20 protein-coding genes and 1 other annotated feature are annotated in these 17,091 nt (G+C 41.2%); all 20 genes read right to left on the bottom strand.

The window, feature by feature from the left end:
• Nucleotides 1-2 precede the first annotated feature (2 nt).
• The 20 genes from proB to AC6IZR_RS04605 all read right to left on the bottom strand — a co-directional run bounded on the left by proB (nucleotide 3) and on the right by AC6IZR_RS04605 (nucleotide 17,082).
• Nucleotides 3-1,112, bottom strand: coding sequence for a glutamate 5-kinase (gene proB, locus AC6IZR_RS04700; protein WP_497848887.1), 1,110 nt, complete (start codon nucleotides 1,110-1,112; stop codon nucleotides 3-5).
• 74 nt (nucleotides 1,113-1,186) lie between these two features.
• Nucleotides 1,187-2,077, bottom strand: coding sequence for an RluA family pseudouridine synthase (locus AC6IZR_RS04695; protein WP_003001835.1), 891 nt, complete (start codon nucleotides 2,075-2,077; stop codon nucleotides 1,187-1,189).
• On the bottom strand, nucleotides 2,067-2,528 hold the full coding sequence (gene lspA, locus AC6IZR_RS04690) for a signal peptidase II (RefSeq protein ID WP_003001852.1): 462 nt from the start codon (nucleotides 2,526-2,528) through the stop codon (nucleotides 2,067-2,069). The genes AC6IZR_RS04695 and lspA overlap by 11 nt, the downstream gene beginning before the upstream one ends.
• Nucleotides 2,529-2,531: 3 nt before the next feature.
• Entirely contained in the window at nucleotides 2,532-3,434 is a 903-nt protein-coding gene (locus AC6IZR_RS04685) for a LysR family transcriptional regulator (RefSeq protein ID WP_003001728.1), read from the bottom strand.
• Between the two features lie 127 nt (nucleotides 3,435-3,561).
• Complete coding sequence (gene lacG, locus AC6IZR_RS04680) at nucleotides 3,562-4,968, bottom strand: 6-phospho-beta-galactosidase (protein WP_485783348.1); 1,407 nt, start codon at nucleotides 4,966-4,968, stop codon at nucleotides 3,562-3,564.
• 213 nt (nucleotides 4,969-5,181) lie between these two features.
• Nucleotides 5,182-6,882: a lactose-specific PTS transporter subunit EIIC gene (locus tag AC6IZR_RS04675; protein ID WP_485783347.1), complete on the bottom strand. Its 1,701-nt coding sequence runs from the start codon at nucleotides 6,880-6,882 to the stop codon at nucleotides 5,182-5,184.
• On the bottom strand, nucleotides 6,882-7,199 hold the full coding sequence (locus tag AC6IZR_RS04670; RefSeq protein WP_003007713.1) for a PTS lactose/cellobiose transporter subunit IIA: 318 nt from the start codon (nucleotides 7,197-7,199) through the stop codon (nucleotides 6,882-6,884). The genes AC6IZR_RS04675 and AC6IZR_RS04670 overlap by 1 nt, the downstream gene beginning before the upstream one ends.
• Nucleotides 7,200-7,233: 34 nt before the next feature.
• Nucleotides 7,234-8,067, bottom strand: coding sequence for a PRD domain-containing protein (locus AC6IZR_RS04665; RefSeq protein ID WP_070506210.1), 834 nt, complete (start codon nucleotides 8,065-8,067; stop codon nucleotides 7,234-7,236).
• Between the two features lie 451 nt (nucleotides 8,068-8,518).
• Nucleotides 8,519-9,499, bottom strand: coding sequence for a tagatose-bisphosphate aldolase (lacD, locus tag AC6IZR_RS04660; protein ID WP_070506214.1), 981 nt, complete (start codon nucleotides 9,497-9,499; stop codon nucleotides 8,519-8,521).
• A gap of 1 nt (nucleotide 9,500) precedes the next feature.
• Nucleotides 9,501-10,430, bottom strand: coding sequence for a tagatose-6-phosphate kinase (locus AC6IZR_RS04655; RefSeq protein WP_061455172.1), 930 nt, complete (start codon nucleotides 10,428-10,430; stop codon nucleotides 9,501-9,503).
• A gap of 10 nt (nucleotides 10,431-10,440) precedes the next feature.
• The gene (gene lacB, locus AC6IZR_RS04650; RefSeq protein ID WP_003002763.1) at nucleotides 10,441-10,956 is read right to left on the bottom strand and encodes a galactose-6-phosphate isomerase subunit LacB; all 516 of its coding nucleotides are present in this window, start codon (nucleotides 10,954-10,956) and stop codon (nucleotides 10,441-10,443) included.
• A 16-nt stretch (nucleotides 10,957-10,972) separates the two neighbouring features.
• The gene (lacA, locus tag AC6IZR_RS04645; RefSeq protein WP_003007724.1) at nucleotides 10,973-11,398 is read right to left on the bottom strand and encodes a galactose-6-phosphate isomerase subunit LacA; all 426 of its coding nucleotides are present in this window, start codon (nucleotides 11,396-11,398) and stop codon (nucleotides 10,973-10,975) included.
• 202 nt (nucleotides 11,399-11,600) lie between these two features.
• Nucleotides 11,601-13,076, bottom strand: coding sequence for a PTS galactitol transporter subunit IIC (locus AC6IZR_RS04640; protein ID WP_049498245.1), 1,476 nt, complete (start codon nucleotides 13,074-13,076; stop codon nucleotides 11,601-11,603).
• Nucleotides 13,077-13,174: 98 nt separating this feature from the next.
• Nucleotides 13,175-13,480 (bottom strand): PTS sugar transporter subunit IIB, encoded by a 306-nt coding sequence (locus tag AC6IZR_RS04635; protein ID WP_003002828.1) that lies wholly within the window; start codon nucleotides 13,478-13,480, stop codon nucleotides 13,175-13,177.
• Nucleotides 13,481-13,515: 35 nt separating this feature from the next.
• On the bottom strand, nucleotides 13,516-13,992 hold the full coding sequence (locus AC6IZR_RS04630) for a PTS sugar transporter subunit IIA (protein WP_023918370.1): 477 nt from the start codon (nucleotides 13,990-13,992) through the stop codon (nucleotides 13,516-13,518).
• Nucleotides 13,993-14,334: 342 nt separating this feature from the next.
• Entirely contained in the window at nucleotides 14,335-15,081 is a 747-nt protein-coding gene (locus AC6IZR_RS04625; RefSeq protein WP_371610871.1) for a DeoR/GlpR family DNA-binding transcription regulator, read from the bottom strand.
• Between the two features lie 213 nt (nucleotides 15,082-15,294).
• Nucleotides 15,295-15,588: a 50S ribosomal protein L27 gene (gene rpmA, locus AC6IZR_RS04620; protein ID WP_003002805.1), complete on the bottom strand. Its 294-nt coding sequence runs from the start codon at nucleotides 15,586-15,588 to the stop codon at nucleotides 15,295-15,297.
• Nucleotides 15,589-15,605: 17 nt separating this feature from the next.
• Nucleotides 15,606-15,950 carry a ribosomal-processing cysteine protease Prp gene (locus tag AC6IZR_RS04615; RefSeq protein WP_003002581.1) on the bottom strand — a complete coding sequence of 115 codons (345 nt, stop codon included), beginning with the start codon at nucleotides 15,948-15,950 and terminating at the stop codon, nucleotides 15,606-15,608.
• Between the two features lie 15 nt (nucleotides 15,951-15,965).
• Nucleotides 15,966-16,280, bottom strand: a complete 315-nt coding sequence (gene rplU / locus AC6IZR_RS04610; protein WP_003007734.1) for a 50S ribosomal protein L21 — start codon at nucleotides 16,278-16,280, stop codon at nucleotides 15,966-15,968.
• Nucleotides 16,281-16,314: 34 nt separating this feature from the next.
• Nucleotides 16,315-16,402: a sequence feature (ribosomal protein L21 leader region), on the bottom strand.
• 137 nt (nucleotides 16,403-16,539) lie between these two features.
• Nucleotides 16,540-17,082: a membrane lipoprotein lipid attachment site-containing protein gene (locus AC6IZR_RS04605; protein ID WP_024055387.1), complete on the bottom strand. Its 543-nt coding sequence runs from the start codon at nucleotides 17,080-17,082 to the stop codon at nucleotides 16,540-16,542.
• Nucleotides 17,083-17,091: the final 9 nt, after the last annotated feature.

The following is a 17,091-nucleotide window of genomic DNA, read 5'->3' as shown; positions in this document are numbered from 1 at the left end:
CTCTAGAATTCTGTAAAGAGTAGGTCAATTTCAGGAGTTACTGAGATCCAATCATCCCGGTGGATAAGGATTCCCTTAGCTTTTTTAGATTGGAGTAGATCGCGCACAGCTGATTGGCCCAGACGGACCTTACCTTTTCCTAATAATTGACCAGTCTCTTGATGATAGACGCTGACGATGTCGTGATAAGAAAAATCGCCTTCTGCCTTGGTCACACCAGAAATCAATAGACTTTTTCCATGATCCAACAGCGCTTCCGCTGCTCCAGCATCCACCCAAACAGCACCTTTGCTTGCTGCGTAAAAGGCTAGCCATTTCTTCTGGGTTTTTAAGCCCTTATCCTCTGCAAGGAAGTAACTGCCATCCGCTTGCTCTTCTGCTGCTTCGATCAAGGCATCAGACTTAAGAGACGAGCATATATAGACAGGAACCCCTGACTCGGTCGCAAGGGTGGCTGCCTTGAGTTTGGTCAGCATTCCACCAGTTCCGTTGCTACTGCCAGCACCACCCGCCATCTCGATCATCTCACGAGAAATGTGTTCGATTCGATCCAAGCGCTTAGCTGTTGGATCCTGAGAAGGATTGGCTGTATAGAGACCATCGACATCTGTTAAAAGCACCAAAAGATCAGCTTGAACCATGGCTGCAACCTGCGCACTCAAGGTATCATTGTCTCCTACTTTTAACTCAGCAATCGAGACTGTATCGTTTTCATTGATAATCGGGATGGCCCCACGATTAAGCAAGACAGAAAGGGCCTGGTGGGCATTCTTATAGCGGCGCTGATCCGCAAAGTCATCCTGGGTCAACAAAATCTGCGCAGAAACAATGTTGCGCAAGAGCAGGTTAGCTGTGTATTCTTCCATCAGTAAGCCTTGCCCAACTGCCGCAGAAGCTTGCTTGTCTGCCACCTTGGTCGGCCGTTTCTTAAAACCAAGGGCACCAAATCCAGCAGCAACCGCCCCTGATGAGACCAAGATCAACTCATGGCCCGATTCGTGTAAGAGAGCCAACTGCTGCGTAATGACCTTGACCTTCTGTCTGGAGAGACTCCCATCGGGATTGGTCAAAGACGAGGTCCCTACTTTAAAGACGATTCGTTTTGCTTTCATCGCTATGATTCTTTCTAATACTATTTATTTCGTATCTAATGAAAGTGACTGAATCTCCATTCAGCCATTCTTCATTATCCTTTTCGAAGGTCTTCCAGCGTTTTCTCAAAAATCGCTGGTACTTCTGCTGTAAATTCCAGGGTCTCGCCTGTACGGGGATGGGTAAAGCCGAGTGTCCGCGCATGAAGAAACTGTCCTTGTCCTTTAAGTGTCTTCTTAGGACCATAAGCAGGATCTCCAGCCACGGGATGGCCAATATAGGCCATGTGGACCCGAATTTGGTGGGTCCGACCAGTCTCCAGTTGCAACTCTACCAAGGTGTAATTCCCAAAACGTTCCAAAACTTGAAAACGGGTCACTGCAGGTTTTCCTTTAGCCGTCACCGCCTGTTTTTTCCGGTCCTTTTCACTACGACCAATTGGTGCTTCAATCATGCCCCGATCGTTGGGAAGGTTGCCATGGACAATAGCCCAATACTTCCGTAGTGATTTTTTGTCTTTTAGTTCTTCTGCTAAGGCGACGTGAGCTTGGTCATTTTTTGCGACCATCAAGAGGCCTGACGTGTCTTTATCGATCCGATGAACGATCCCTGGACGCAATTCCCCATTGATCCCCGAAAGGTCCTTAACATGGTATAAGAGCGCATTGACCAAGGTCCCACTAGTATGACCCGCACTTGGGTGAACAACCATGCCTTGAGGTTTATTGACCACCACAACATCTTGGTCCTCATAAACGATGTCTAAGGGCAAATCTTCTGCTTCATAACTGACCTCTTCCACTTCTGGGACTTCATACTGGATGATGTCCCCTTCTTTGACCGTGTACTTGGCTTTTTTCACAGTCCCATTGACCAGAACTTTTCCTTCTTTGATCTGCTCATTGGCCACAGCTCGTGACAAGGGAGTCAAATCCGCCAAAGCCTTATCCAGTCGCGCACCGGCTACTTCAATTTTAATTTCCATGCGTTTCCTCTTTCAACATCAGGATCAGGAGCAAGAAAACTCCAACTGTCAAATAGCTATCTGCTACATTAAAAATGGCAAAATTCATAAAGTCCAAGTGGAACATATCGACCACGAAGCCCTGACGCAGGCGATCGATAAAATTCCCCAACCCACCTGCAATAACCAAGGTCAAGCCTGTCACCATCCAAAGCGACCCCTTGAGATGCTTATAGAGATAGTAAAAGGCCCCCACCATCACGACTAGAGTGATGAGGGTAAAGAACCATTGCTGATTTTCAAGAAGCGAAAAAGCTGCACCTGTGTTTTGAAGATAAGTCAGACTGACCACATGGGGGATAAAAGACTTGACGACACCCAGTGGAATGTTCTTCACCACATACCATTTGACCAGCTGATCTAGTAGGACCAAAAGGACGATCGCTACTGGGACCATTGTTTTTCTCTTCATTTCTTACCTCTTTTGATCAAAATATTCTACCATGACCTCGACAAACTTCTCTGCTACAGGAGAGAGATCCATCTCTTCGCGTTTGACATAGACCATTTTATTGTCTAAGTTATCTTCTAAAGGAATCACGGTAATGCCATTCACTGACTGGCTATCTAAAAAGCCTGATCCTGTCGCATAAGCATCCGTCCTCTCCAAGATTCCATTCAAGGTAGCCCGGTCGGTCACATTGAACATTTGGGAGCTCGAACTGGTATCGACAAAGTTCTCTGAATAATAGAGGTACTCATCTTTTTCTTGGGTAAAGCGAACAGTTGGCAACTGAGCTAGATCTTCCATAACCAGTTTTTTCTTCTTAGCCAAAGGGTGTCCCTTACGAAGGTAAATATGAGTCTGAAAAGGAATCAAATCCACTACTTCAAGCCCTAATTTATCAACCCGTTGCATAATCCCCTTGGTATTTTGACGGTTGAGATAAATAATCCCCAACTCACTATGCCCTTGAGCCACTTCATCTAAAATTTGGACCGTCGTTGACTCAAAGATGCGGAAGTTTTTATTTTCCGGATAGCGGATCGAGAATTCCGTCATCAAAGGCGGCAAGAAGTCATAGTGTTGACTAGAAATAGAGAATTCTTTCTTCTCTTCTTCAGGACTGGCATATTGATTTTGAAAAATATCAAACCCTTTGACCACATCCTGCGCTTTTTCATAAAATTCCATTCCCCGACGGGTCAAAAAAGTCCCCGAACTGGTCCGACGAAAAATCTTAAAGCCCAGTTCCTTTTCCAGATCGCGTACTGAAATAGACAGGCTCGGCTGACTCACATACATTTTTTCAGCAGCCTCACGAAAAGTACCACTATTGGCAATCGCCACTACATATCGTAATTGTTGTATATTCATTCTATTTTCCTTATTACAGTATCGATCTATTATACCATAAATTAGGGGCTGAAAGAAGAGATGCGTTTAAGAGACCTTCATCAAGTGAAAATAAAAAAACTGGAACTAAAACAGTTCCAGTTGATCCTTATTCAATCACTTGAGTTTCAGCTACTTTCTTGTACCAATGAGCCGATTTCTTCGGATAGCGCTCTTGGGTTTCAAAGTCTACATAGAAGAGACCATAACGTTTTTCATAACCATTAGACCATGAGAAGACGTCCATCAATGACCAGATGAAGTATCCTTTGACGTTTGCACCATCGGCAATCGCATCCGACAAGACTTCCAAGTGTTGTTTCACATAATCGATCCGGCCATCATCGTAAACAGTGTTGTCCACAAATTCATCTTTGTATCCCAGTCCGTTTTCAGTGATGTAGATCTTCTTGTAGTTTGGATAATCTTTCTTGACACGCATGATTTGATCATACAAACCTTGAGGGTAGATGATCCAATCCCAATCCGTCCGAGGGACATAGTCAGGAGCTACACGACGTCCAACACCTTTGATTTGGTATTTAGAGCTTCCTTTCTCCCCTTTACCATTGTGGATGATTTCAGTTTCGCCATCAAAGGCTTCCATCCAGTCACTCATGTAGTAATTAATTCCAAGGAAGTCGTTTAGGTCTTTAGCTGCTTCAAGCGCTGCAAAGTCTTCGTCCCGAAGATCCAGACTACCACCATTAACAGACAAAATGTGGTTTACCCCTTCCATGGTTGCATCTGAATAGTGTCCAAGGTAGGTTGCATCCAAGATAAATTTGTTGTGGATGATATCTTCCAACTCAGCAGCACGTACGTCTGCAGGATTTTTAGGATCCAATGGATACTTAGTTGGAAGGGCGTGAACAACCCCGATTTCACCTTTGTAGCCTTTGTCTTTGTACAATTTCACAGCACGTGCATGAGAAACCATCATATTGTGGTGTGATTGGAAGACTTTGGCAAGGTCATATTGAATACCTGGTGGGAATTTACCTACTAAGTATTGACCATCACCGATTGGGCCAATTTCATTGAAGGTTGTCCAGTAGTTGACTTCTGGGAACTCTTCAAAACAGAAGGCAGCATAATCTACGAAGTGTTCGATATTTTCACGATTCAAGAAGTCTCCGTTTGAGTGAAGAGCTTCAGGAGTATCAAAGTGGTGAAGGGTTACAAAAGGTTCAACGTGGCGCTTGTGGCATTCCGCAAATAAGTTATGGTAGAACTCAACGCCTTTAGGATTCACTTCTCCATACCCAGTCGGGAAGATTCGAGACCAAGCAATGGAAATACGGATACCATTGACACCGTATTCCTCAGCTAATTGAAGATCTACTGGATATTTATGGTAAAAATCACTAGCTGGTTCAGCTGTGTACCAATAGTTATCTGCTAGGTATTTGTCCCAGGCAACAGGACCTTTACCATCTGTATGGGTAGCTCCTTCTGCTTGATAAGCAGCTGTTGCGCCACCAAAAATAAAATCTTTAGGAAGTGTTTTTGTCATTTTTTCACCTATTTCTTGATTGGATAAAATGAAAAGTGAGGGGAGAGGAGTTAGTGAGCCATCCATCTCCATCTCACTTCTTGTTCCAAGCCACCGAATTGTGACATGAGGAGGTAAAAACGATATATTTTTACCGACGAATTAACAAGTCGATTAGGAAAATCGCCATAGCGATTTCCGTTACGATAGGAGACTGTTTCACAGTCCCTATCGTTAATCGAATTGTTCTTGAACGAATGCAAGAGCGCCTTTACCATCACGAGTCAACTTGATGTATTGAGCTCCTTCAGTCTTAGCCAATTTGATTCCAAGTTTATCTGTTTCAGCCTTCATATCTTCATAGTTTGAAGCTACTTGAGGAGCAAGAATAACAAGGTCAAATTCTGGCAACATTTCACGGTGAGCACCGTAACCACCAGCAGCAGCCTTCACAGGAACATTGTATTCTGCAGCAGCTTTATTCAAAGCGTTGGCAAGAAGTCCACTAGTTCCACCACCGGCACAAAGAACCAATACGTTTGTTTCTTTTGTGATATTGTTTTGAACTGGTTCACCTTCAACACCAGCTTTTTCAAGAATAGCATCTGCTTTTGCAGTGTTAAAGTTTGCAGCAACTTTTTCTTTCAAGCTATCGTTTGATTTACCTGAACGTTCTTCTTCAAGAATTTGTTCATCGTAAACTTTAAGGAATGGGTAGTAAATAACTACGTCCACTACGATAAGTAATGCAGCAAGGATGAATGAAAGTACTTGGAAGTTCGTACCAAGAACAATACCCAGAGGTCCAGGAGTTGTCCATGGTAGGTTAGAAGTAAATGAGTTCATTCCCAAGGTATCAACAAAGAATTTGAAGATCCATACGTTTGCAATTGGAGCAAAGATAAATGGAATGAAGAAGATAGGGTTCAATACAATTGGAGCACCGAACAAGATTGGTTCGTTAACACCAAAGAATGTAGGAACAACAGAAGCACGTCCAATGGCACGGTTACGTTTTGATTTCGTTAACCACATGAACATGAATGGAACGACAAGAGTCGCACCAGTACCACCCAAAGTAACGATAAACATTTGAGTACCTGAAGTAAGGATCTTATCTGCGTGCATTCCTTGTTGAATCAACTTCAAGTTTACTTCAGCATTTGCATAAGTAATCGCTGCGATAGCTGGTTCTACGATTGAAGGACCATGGATACCTATAAACCAGAAGAAGGCATAAGCACCAAAGATGAAGGTAATACCAAGGTATCCGTCTGCAGCTGAGAAGAGTGGAGCAAGAAGAGTACCGATTGATTCAGCAACCGTTACATGAAGGCCTGCTTTAACAACTAATTCAAGTGCATACAAGAGTACAACTGATAATGTAAATGGAATCAAGTCTTTAAATACTTGTGAAATATTTGGTGGAACCTCGTCCGGCATGCGGATGGTCACATTGTTTTTCACACAGACTTTGTAAACATTAACAGTAATGAATGCAGCAATAAAGGCTGTTAACAACCCTTTAGTCCCCATGAAGGCTGTTAAGAATCCACCTTCTTTAGCAGGTTCAGCAGCCATGAGCAAGAAGCCAACCATAGAAGCCAACATTGTTGAAATGTAGTTGATTTGGTTGGTTGCTGGGAGGTCACGGTTCATTGAATCTGTCAAACCCTTAGCCGTTGTCCCAGCAACGAAGAAGGCCAAGATGCCCATAGAATAGCTATATGGAGTCATCAAGAAAGTTTCAATATCTTTAGACCAATGGAATCCCCATGCGTTTGGTACATACGCAATTAGGATGAAGATAGATGAGAATAAGATTACAGGCATCCCTGCAATGAAACCATCACGAATCGCTCGCAAATATTTGTTTCGAGAAATCTTTTCAAAGAAAGGTTTCCCTTTTTCAATCAGTTCAATCAGTTTATTCATTATTTCGCTCCTCTTTTATATAGTTCAATCAGATGGTGAATCACGTCTTTTAATAGGATCGTTGTCATGAGATGGTCTTGACCATGCATCATGGTAATGCTATAGGGGATTTCTTCTCCTGCTGCTTCATGCGCTAGCATGGTCGTTTGAGATTTGTGAGCCTCAGCGATACAGGACCCTGCTTCTTCTACTAAGGATTCTGCTTTAGCAAAATCACCATTTTCAGCAGCTTTTAAGGCTTCCACTAATTTTGATCGAGCGTCACCGGCATAAGCGACAATTTCAAAGCCAAGTAATTGGACTTCTTCTTTATTCATGTTGGTTCCTCCTTATGATACCTTTTGAAAATTTTTATAATAGACGTTGAATATGAAGGGCTAAATAGACTTTTTCATTAGGAGATATTTTGGCTCCTGTCTGTTCAGCGATGGTTTGGTAGATTTGATGACTAATCTCATAAGCCTTTGGATAACTTAGCTGAATCAGTTGTTCCATCTCGCTCAAACCTTCTGGATCTTCTCTTCCCTTATCTAGCGAATCTAGGAAATAATTGAGATGGATCATAAAGCGATCATAGAAATGACTGTTTTCTTCTTTCCGTTTCAAGCCATTTTGAGCTAGTTTTTCTTCTACAGCTTTCAAAATAACTTGTCGGTCCTGGACATCTGGATCTTGCTCATGAATCATTTCCCCTTGTGCATTAATGAAATGATAAGCGATACGATTCACTTCATCGTCAGGAAGTTGATCCAAGAGCCGCTTTCGAAAGATCTCAATCGCTTCTTTTGCGATTTTATAGGGAATCGGGTGCATAGCAGACGCATCAGGAAGGTCACTGTGTTTGTATCTTCCCTGTTGAACTGCCTGGTAAGAACAAAAGATGTGATCTGTTAATGTCACATAGATATATTCTTGAACAGGATAGGCATATTTCTTAGACAAGGTATCAATCACTTCATAAGTGGTTGTAATGAAATCAAGAGGAACATCCTTTAGAAGGGCCATAAAGTTTTCTCTTGACTCATCCGTGTTTAAACGAAATACTTTTTCGACCTTATCATCAGCTACTAGATCATTTTTCTTTTTCCCAAAAGCAATCCCACTCCCAATAACAATCAACTCTTGTTGTAGTTCATTTTGAACCAAAGCAACATTATTGTTCATTGGATGGATAATACGATACATGAGGCTCTCCTTTGTAAAATTTGTTAAAAGCAAATAAAAATGACCACGAAGCAACTGAAAAAACTAGCCTACACTAATTGTTCAGTCTACTTGTGGTCACGCCTAATCTAACTTAGTAACGCTCACTGCTATTCAACTTATAAACTTATTCTATCATAAGTTTTTTGTTTTGTAAACCCTTACAGCAAAAATTTTTAAACATTTTTTTATAAAAAATAAACAAGACCTTAAAATAATGAAGAGGCTGGGATATAAGTCCTAGCCTCTCAATCATCTTTGGATTGTCGAGCAAGACGCAGTGGTTGAGTGGGCTCTATTACGCTGATTTCATCAGCTTTTACAGCCCTACTCAACTGTGCGGAGGTGGGACGACGAAATCGAATTCTAACGAATGACCGATTTCTGTCCCACTCTCTAACTGTTGCTTTAGGAGGCAATCATCATTTGAATCTTATACGCGTTCTGTCCAAGGTGTTGCTACTTTAGCCAAGACTGCGTTCAATTCTTCAATATTTTGTCGACCTTCTTTACGAAGCCATTCACGAGCAGCTGCTTCTCCATCTTTGATGTAAGCTTCTACTGAACCTGCCCATGTTGCACGTCCACAAAGAACACCGTTGAAGTTTGCACCAGATGCATGAGCAAATTCCAAGGTTTCTTGGAAGAGCTTAGCTGATACACCTGCACTGAGGTAGATGTATGGAAGGTTGGTTGCTTCTTCTTGTTCTTTGAAGAAAGCAGCTGCTTCTTCACGACTATAGACAACTTCTCCTTCTCCAAATCCTTCCACGAAGTTCACATTAACTGGAACTTCCACTTTCAAGACATCGATATTGAAACGAGGATCTGAGAAGACTTTCATAGCCTCAATCACCTTACGAGGTTTCACTTTCGCATATTCAGCAGAGGTTGCATCTGCAATTCCTTCATCATAAGCCAAGATTTCAAGGAAGAATGGAATATCTTCAGCAGCGCATTCAGAACCGATGCGTTCGATATAAGCTTGTTTTTCTTGGTTGAGTTCATCTGCACTGTCTACATCATAGTAGAGCAAGAATTTCACAGCATCTGCGCCTTGTTCTTTGATGCGTTTTGCTGACCAAAGGTTCAAGCAGTCTGGCAAGCGCTTGGTGCTTGATGTATCGTAACCTGTTTTTTCATAGGCAAGTAAGAGACCAGCATCTTTGTCCAAGGCTTTTGTAGCAGGTAGACCATATTCTGGGTCCAATAACATAGATGAAGCATATTTTGTCAATTCATCAGCTACAAGGACTTTTAATTCTTCCATTTGTGCTACTGTTGGTTCTGTGTCTTGGTATTTGGCCATCAAGCGTTTCAAAGCCCCACGTTGGTCGAAAGCCAAAGCTGAAATAACACCGTCTTTTGTACTAAGACGTTCCAAATAGTTGCGTTTTTGTTCTGTTAATACCATTTTATACCTCTTTTACGATTAATTGTTGATACAAGGCATCATAGTGCCCCATGTTGACATGTCCTGTTTGTGCTTCTTGCGCATTTAACATTCCAAGAACATTTGCTTTCTTGAGCAAGTCTGCGTCACTCTCATGATGATAGAGACCAGATGCAATCCCTGCAACAGTCGAATCACCAGATCCGACTGGATTGACGACATCGATCTTAGGAATATCTACCTTATAGAAGACATCCCCATGCTTAGCGAAAGCGCCATTTGCACCAAGGGAGACAATCACCCATTCGATGCCATCAAAGAGAGAATCCTGAAGAACTTCTTTTAAATCTTCCACATTCTTACTCACTTCTTTTCCTAACAACTGTGATAATTCTTCATTGTTTGGTTTAATGACCGTAGGCTTGACAGCTGCTTGAATGGCAGCTTCTAAAGAAGCTCCCGAGCAATCAAGTACGACTGGTTTCCCAGCTTCCCTTGCAATCTTGACAAGGCTAGCATAGTAGTCCACTGGTAAACCAGCAGGAAGACTTCCAGAGATGGCAACAACCTCTACTTGTTCAACCAAGTGACGATAATGGTCGAGAAAGTCTTGGCCTTCTTTCTCAGAAATGGTTGGACCTTTTTCTAAGATTTCTGTTTGCTTGCCTTCGTGAAGGATGGCGATACAATTACGTGTATCACCAGCAATTTCAAAGAAACGTTCCTCTATCCCTTCTCCTAAATGATCGAGAATGAATTGCCCCGTTCGACCACCAAGTAGGCCAGTCGCTGCCACTGGATCCTTTATCTCAGAAAGTACACGAGTAACGTTAAGACCTTTCCCACCAGCTGTCTTACTCACCTCAGCCACACGATTGACAGTATCCAACTGGAGTACATCCAAAGGATAAGAAATATCAATCGAAGGGTTCATCGTGACCGTTAATATCATACGTCACCTCTTAGTCGTGGTATTCACCACGGTCCCATTTTTCAAGGAATTCTGTAAAGAAATCAGCATCCGCTTGATGAGCATTATGGGTTTCCACATGTTGGATCTTAGCGATCAATTTTTTATTTTCTTCAGTTGGTTTGTATTCAGCGTGGATGAATGCTTCAATGATATCGCACATGAGCAATTCACCAGTAATTTTACCACCAAATCCGATGACATTTGCGTTCAATTCTTCTTTAGCATAGAGAGCAGTTGTCATATCGCGTACCAAGGCAGAACGGATACCAGGTACTTTGTTAACCGCATTGTTAATCCCAACACCAGTACCACAGATACAAACACCAAGATCTGCTTGGCCACTTGCTACGGCTTCACCGACTTTCTTACCAAAGATTGGATAGTGGGTACGTGTATGGTCATAAGTCCCAAAGTCGAGCACTTCGTATCCTTTTGATTTCAAAAAATCAGAAACAGCCATTTTTTCATTTGTCACAATGTGATCACAACCAATTGCAATTCTCATTTGAATTCTCCTCTCATTAGCACATCTTATTCAACATATCAACACGGATTTGGTGACGGCCGCCGTCGTATTTACCATTGACGAAGCCTTTGGCAATGTTTTTCGCCAATTCATCTCCAACAATTTCAGCTCCCATGGTAATCATTCGAGAATTGTTGTGTCCACGTGTCATATAAGCAGAACGTTCATCTGAAACTTCTGCTGCCACCATTCCTTTGATTTTAGTCGCAACCATAAATGGACCAGCTCCATAAGCATCAATCACGATTCCAAGATTTTGATCGTTTTTGTTCACTTCGCTCGCAACTGCAAGTGTCACATCTACAAAATCTTGACCTTCAGCGGTTACATCTACAACATCGAAGTTTTCTTTTACAAGAAACTCTTTCACGAGATCTTTTAATCTTAATCCTGCAGCATCTGCACCAATTACAATAGACATGTCCTGTCCTCCTTTTGTTTGTTTCAGCAAATATTCCTGTTGTTAATTTTTCACAAAGAAACATTTTCTTACTTTTGATATTATATTACACCTATTTTGAACGAAAGTCAACATTAAATTGTTTATTTTCGAACATTTTTTAAAAATAAAAACACCATATCTAGAAAAGATATGGTGTCAGTTTTCAAACTACATGCAACGATTATTTTGCATTTGCAGCATATTCTTCGTTACGTTTGATCATTTGTTTTCTGTACCAAGCGAAGATTCCGATATAGAATGCCAAGAAGACAACTACACCAAGGATAGCTTTGATATCACCAGTTGTTGCGTTACCGATTGTCCAACCGAGCAATTTTTCAACTGGTCCTTCAAGAGTTGAGTGAGTGATCAATTGAGTAGAAGCTACCCCTTTAGGGAAGGCATCAACACTCTTAGCCAATTGAGTTGCAAATGGTGCAATCAATGTACCTGAAAGAAGGAAGAGTGGCAAGAGAAGGCTTCCGAAGATGATCATACGGATCAATTTACCGCGTGTTACAACCAACAAGGCTGGAGTTACACCCATAGCGATGATACCAGCAAGTGGCAAGATACCATTTCCGACTTTAGAAAGAAGCACTGCTTCGATCAACATGATTGGTGCAAGTACGTTGGCACAAGCCCAGATTTCAGCACGACCAGCGATAAATGGCCAGTCCAAACCGATGTTGAATTTACGTCCTTGAAGACGTTTCGTAGCAACGTTTGTAATACCTTGTGACAATGGTTCTACCGCTGCGATGAACCAAGAACCGATCAATGAGAACAATTCCAAGCAGACACCGGCAGTCAAACCAAGGCTCAACCAACCTTTAATAACTAATTCCCATTTGTCAGCATCTTGCACACCAGCAACTGGATGTGGAGTACCCATGATACCGATGACGATACCAAGAAGGAAACCGATGAAGAATTTAGATCCCCAGAAACCGATCTTCTTGTTCAATTTAGCAGCGTCGAAGTCGTATTTGTCAAGACCTGGGAAGAATTTGTCAAAGATTTTATCCAAGACCATGATGATTGGGTTCATCATGTAGTTCATGTGAGTAGATGTCATAGGTGATGAACTTGGTGCATTCAACAAATCATCAAATGTTGGTTTCATCAAGTCTGAGTTGATGATTTTCATAACCCCTACAAGGACAACGGCAAGAGTTGCAACGAAAAGTGAAACTCCTTGGCTGACACCGTTATTGTCAGCATACCATTTGATCAAAAGACCAGTGATAGACAAGTGCCAGATATCGAAGATATCGACGTCAAGTGTATCCGTTTTCTTGATCGCAAGCATGATAACGTTGACGATCAACATAATCAACAAGAAGTAAAGTGTCCAGGCAGACCCCCAAGTAATGGTCGCAAGAGGCGCCCAACCAACGTCTGTGATATTCAATTGAATACCAGTATTCTCAACGAATTTTGCAAGAGATGCTGAGAAAGCTCCATTCAACATACCGATGATAGCACCGATACCAGTAAGGGCGATGGCAAGTTTAATACCACCTTCAAGGGCTTTAGAGAATTTCACTCCAAATAAGAGAGCCAATAAAGTCAAGACGATCAACATGATGATCGGAGCACCCATGTCTAGGATGGGTTTGAAAAATTTATTGGCAAAATCAATAATGCCATTCATAATAAATCCTCCCGATTTATGAATTTTTTGTAATTTACAGCAGAAAGTGTTCCCAATTTTATAATTGGATAACGCTTACAATCACGTTTAAAAAAATATTAACTTAATCCATGTTCTTTAATGGCAGCTTCGATGTTATCGAAGACTGGCGCACTCATCGCTGGAATACGGAACAAGATTGGTCCTGCTTCTACCACTGGAATACCAGGATCGAATCCCAAATCAGTTGCAGCAATTGGAGTAAAGATGTCATAACCAGAAATCAAATCTTCATTGACGTCTTTGACCATGACAGCGTCACAACGCACATCATAACCACGGTTTGACAACTCTTCTTCCAACGCATTCTTAATTTGGTGGCTAGAGTTAACGCCTGCACCACAGGCAGCTAAAATTTTAATCATTTGGATGTCCTCCATTATAAATATTTACGAATGTTTTAGGAAATAGTTTCCGTAATGTATTGATAAAGCTTATCTTCACTATCTAATTTCGATAGAGCTTCGAGATTTCCATTGGATGTAAAGAAATCCATCAGCTGGGCCAAAATATTGGTTTGGCTTGAGCTCGTATTATTGATAATAAAGAATAAGAGTGAAACTTGAACTTCCTTATCTGGAGCAATCATATTATGGAAAGTTACGGGTTGATCCAAACGAACCACGACCACATTCTCAGTGAGATTATGGACAATGTCTGTATGCGGGATCGCCACATTTGGTAAGTCCTTACCAAGAAATTCCATGTCTAATCCAGTCGGGAAAGACTTTTCACGCTCAATCAAAGCGGAACGATAGGTTGGTGTCACAATCTGTCGCTCTTCCAATAAGCTTGCTACCTGCTCAAAGAGATCTGTTTGATCCTTGGCATGTAGGCAAAATACAAGATCTTTGTTAAAGAGTTGATTTAATCCCATTGTTGCCACCTCCTTATCTAACTATTTATTTTATAGCTTCAGTATATCACTATATTGATTGAGTGTCAATCATTTTTTGTCTAAATTTGTTTAATTTTGTTTGTATATCGCTCTAAAGCGCTTTCTATCCGTCATTTTCCAACATCATTAAATCAGTAAAAAGAGAGTGGGACAGAAATCGGTAATTCGTTAGAATTCGATTTCGTCGTCCCACCTCCGCACAGTTGAGTAGGGCTGTAAAAGCTGATGAAATCAGCGTAGTAGAGCCCACTCAACCACTGCGTCTTGCTCGACAATCCAAATACAATTGAGAGGCTAGGACTTTTGTCCCAGCCTCTCATTTTATATGATTTTCGTATACAAGGCATATTTGTCTTTGATCTTCTTTGGAATACTATCATCAGTAATAATGGCATTCAGGTCTTCCACTCGATAGAAACTATAGAAAGAATAGCTATCAAACTTACTGTTATCAGCAACCACATATTTCTCAATTGCGTTGTTTAGAATAATAGCATTACCATTTCCCTCTTCTTCATTGGCTGTGGAAACATGATGCCCATCGATGCCATTGACCCCGATGAAAGCTTTAGAAACCTTGATTTCTTTCAAGAGTTTATTGGCAAATTGACCGACAAAAGTTTGTGTCTTCACCCGGTAGCGACCTCCAACTAAGATCAAGTCATAATTTGGAAAATCTTTTAGCTTTTCAAAAATGGGGAGGGAATTGGTGACAATACTGATTTCCTTTCCTTCTAAATAGTCGCCGATAAAATCTGTTGTCGTACCAGACCCAATAAAGACGGTATCCCCATTTTCGATCAAGTCTGCACATTTTTTTGCAATGGTTCGTTTCTCATCAATATTGATGAGATTTTTCTCACTGTGAGAAGCCTCTAACAAGCTATCTTTTACCTTTTTGTGGGCTCCACCATGTACACGAACTAAAAGACCTTGTTTTTCAAGATCGATCAGATCACGACGAATGGTCATGTCTGTCACCCCAAAGAGTTCCTTGAGTTCTTTGACTGATACCACACTTTTTCGATCCAGTTCCTGAAGAATTTCAACATGTCTGCTATCTTTCATGGTACTACTTCCATTCCTACTATATTTGTCTCTATTATACTATATTTTTCAAAAAACACAAATTCAAACATTATATTAACAAGGGTAAACATGATATTTTTAAATAAATAAAAGAAAAAAGCCTTCTGATAAATCAGAAAGCTTTAATTTTGCTATTTCTAGCTTCCTCACCTTTGGATCAAGGCTCGGGACAAAAAGGTTTAGAAAACCTTTTTATTTTGCGATTGGGTAAACAGAAACTTGTTTTTTATCGCGACCTTTACGTTCGAAGCGTACTACGCCTTCAACTTTTGCGAACAAAGTATCGTCTCCACCACGTCCAACGTTCACACCTGGGTAGATGTGTGTTCCGCGTTGACGGTAAAGGATAGATCCACCTGTTACAGTTTGTCCATCAGCTGCTTTAGCTCCAAGACGTTTTGCTTGTGAATCACGTCCGTTTGATGTAGAACCTCCACCTTTTTTGTGGGCGAAAAGTTGCAAGTTAGCAAGATTCAATTTCAACATAATTGTTTTCCTCCATGTTAGTTTTCTGTGATAACTCTTGTTTGGACGAACTCTGAAGAGTTCTCCGATAAGTTTGCCATCCCTAAGAAAAATGATTCAAAGAATAGTTGGGTCATTTCTCTTTGATGTGGTGGAATATCTGTCGGGATTGTGACCCGAAGGAAGCCACCTTCTTCTTCGTTTAATTCTAGATCCGGTTCGTAGCCTGCAAATTTCTCAACAGAGTTGACAAAGTTAATGGCTAGAGTCGAAACCGATGCACACACGACATCAAAGCCATATTCACCGCTTCCAGCGTGCCCAGTGATTTCTGCACTCCTCAGCTCGCCATCTTCGGCTCGTTCAAAGACTGCTTGTATCATGTGTTCTCCTAAAAATTAAGCGTTGATAGCGTTGATGACAACTTTAGTGTAAGGTTGACGGTGACCTTGTTTACGGTGGCTACCTTTTTTAGGTTTGTACTTGTAAGTAACAACTTTCTTTTGTTTTCCTTGTTTTTCAACAGTTCCAACAACAGTAGCTCCTGAAACAAGTGGAGTTCCGACAACAGTGTTTTCACCACCAACAAGAACAACTTCGTTAAATGTAACTTCTTGACCAGCTTCAACGTTCAATTTTTCAACGTAGACTGCTTGACCAACTTCAACTTTAACTTGTTTTCCGCCAGTTTTAATGATTGCGTATGTGCTCATTATGCACCTCCTATGTATTTTTGGGTTTCCCCGTATTTTTGTGAAGACTCGCCTAGCATCGTGGGACGAACCACTTACTCTCATGGAAATGAGCGACGATGTTCGAGCGGTTGCACAGGCATGTGCATAGTCAACTCTCTAAGTATATCACTTCTATCAGACAAAGACAAGTATTTTTGCGCTTTGAAAGCGAATTTTCTTTGAAAAATCTATTTTTTGTATCTTGTAGTTTAAGATCGCATTCAAAACCTGCCTTCATCTACTTATCCTTAAATTTAAAGTCATTGAAGCTCATTTTGGCTTTAGACGAATCGTTCATCCCCTTCATTTTTTCTTCTTGTTCCTTAGTAATTTTTATCGGAATCGCTGCAGCAGTATTGGGTTTTAACACACCCGATTCGCTCACTTCATAGTCAACTGTGACATCTTTAAAAAGTGGCTCTCCATCATATTCCAAATTCAGGACAAAGGATCCATCACGATCGATGGTTGTGGTGGTACGATTCACAATAAAGAATAAGGCGAAGCGATTTTCCTCATTTCCAAAGGTATATCCTGGAAAAAAGACAAATAATTTTCCAGCTTCTCCAAGCGTTGGATGTTCCTTGATAAATTTCTCAGACGCTTCCAAGACTTCGTTGTCCTGGTCTTTATACTGCTCGGCCCTGACAAATGTGAGGGGTTCTTTTTTTCTATTGCTTGATTGGCTAGTCTTCTCTTCTTTTTTCGGGCCAGTAAACGATACTTTGACACAGCCTGTCAACAGAAGCAAACTTGTCATTAATACGATAATTTTTTTCATCTTGTCTCC

The organism is Streptococcus mobilis (assembly GCF_059727625.1).
The sequence above is the reverse complement of the archived record's forward strand: the minus strand, read 5'-3'. Positions and strand labels throughout refer to the sequence as shown.

Bases quoted from the DNA above. Each gene is read 5' to 3' on its own strand.
- proB (WP_497848887.1), bottom strand. From the start codon at position 1,112: ATGAAAGCAAAACGAATCGTCTTTAAAGTAGGGACCTCGTCTTTGACC.
- AC6IZR_RS04695 (WP_003001835.1), bottom strand. From the start codon at position 2,077: ATGGAAATTAAAATTGAAGTAGCCGGTGCGCGACTGGATAAGGCTTTG.
- lspA (WP_003001852.1), bottom strand. From the start codon at position 2,528: ATGAAGAGAAAAACAATGGTCCCAGTAGCGATCGTCCTTTTGGTCCTA.
- AC6IZR_RS04685 (WP_003001728.1), bottom strand. From the start codon at position 3,434: ATGAATATACAACAATTACGATATGTAGTGGCGATTGCCAATAGTGGT.
- lacG (WP_485783348.1), bottom strand. From the start codon at position 4,968: ATGACAAAAACACTTCCTAAAGATTTTATTTTTGGTGGCGCAACAGCT.
- AC6IZR_RS04675 (WP_485783347.1), bottom strand. From the start codon at position 6,882: ATGAATAAACTGATTGAACTGATTGAAAAAGGGAAACCTTTCTTTGAA.
- AC6IZR_RS04670 (WP_003007713.1), bottom strand. From the start codon at position 7,199: ATGAATAAAGAAGAAGTCCAATTACTTGGCTTTGAAATTGTCGCTTAT.
- AC6IZR_RS04665 (WP_070506210.1), bottom strand. From the start codon at position 8,067: ATGTATCGTATTATCCATCCAATGAACAATAATGTTGCTTTGGTTCAA.
- lacD (WP_070506214.1), bottom strand. From the start codon at position 9,499: ATGGTATTAACAGAACAAAAACGCAACTATTTGGAACGTCTTAGTACA.
- AC6IZR_RS04655 (WP_061455172.1), bottom strand. From the start codon at position 10,430: ATGATATTAACGGTCACGATGAACCCTTCGATTGATATTTCTTATCCT.
- lacB (WP_003002763.1), bottom strand. From the start codon at position 10,956: ATGAGAATTGCAATTGGTTGTGATCACATTGTGACAAATGAAAAAATG.
- lacA (WP_003007724.1), bottom strand. From the start codon at position 11,398: ATGTCTATTGTAATTGGTGCAGATGCTGCAGGATTAAGATTAAAAGAT.
- AC6IZR_RS04640 (WP_049498245.1), bottom strand. From the start codon at position 13,076: ATGAATGGCATTATTGATTTTGCCAATAAATTTTTCAAACCCATCCTA.
- AC6IZR_RS04635 (WP_003002828.1), bottom strand. From the start codon at position 13,480: ATGATTAAAATTTTAGCTGCCTGTGGTGCAGGCGTTAACTCTAGCCAC.
- AC6IZR_RS04630 (WP_023918370.1), bottom strand. From the start codon at position 13,992: ATGGGATTAAATCAACTCTTTAACAAAGATCTTGTATTTTGCCTACAT.
- AC6IZR_RS04625 (WP_371610871.1), bottom strand. From the start codon at position 15,081: ATGAAAGATAGCAGACATGTTGAAATTCTTCAGGAACTGGATCGAAAA.
- rpmA (WP_003002805.1), bottom strand. From the start codon at position 15,588: ATGTTGAAATTGAATCTTGCTAACTTGCAACTTTTCGCCCACAAAAAA.
- AC6IZR_RS04615 (WP_003002581.1), bottom strand. From the start codon at position 15,950: ATGATACAAGCAGTCTTTGAACGAGCCGAAGATGGCGAGCTGAGGAGT.
- rplU (WP_003007734.1), bottom strand. From the start codon at position 16,280: ATGAGCACATACGCAATCATTAAAACTGGCGGAAAACAAGTTAAAGTT.
- AC6IZR_RS04605 (WP_024055387.1), bottom strand. From the start codon at position 17,082: ATGAAAAAAATTATCGTATTAATGACAAGTTTGCTTCTGTTGACAGGC.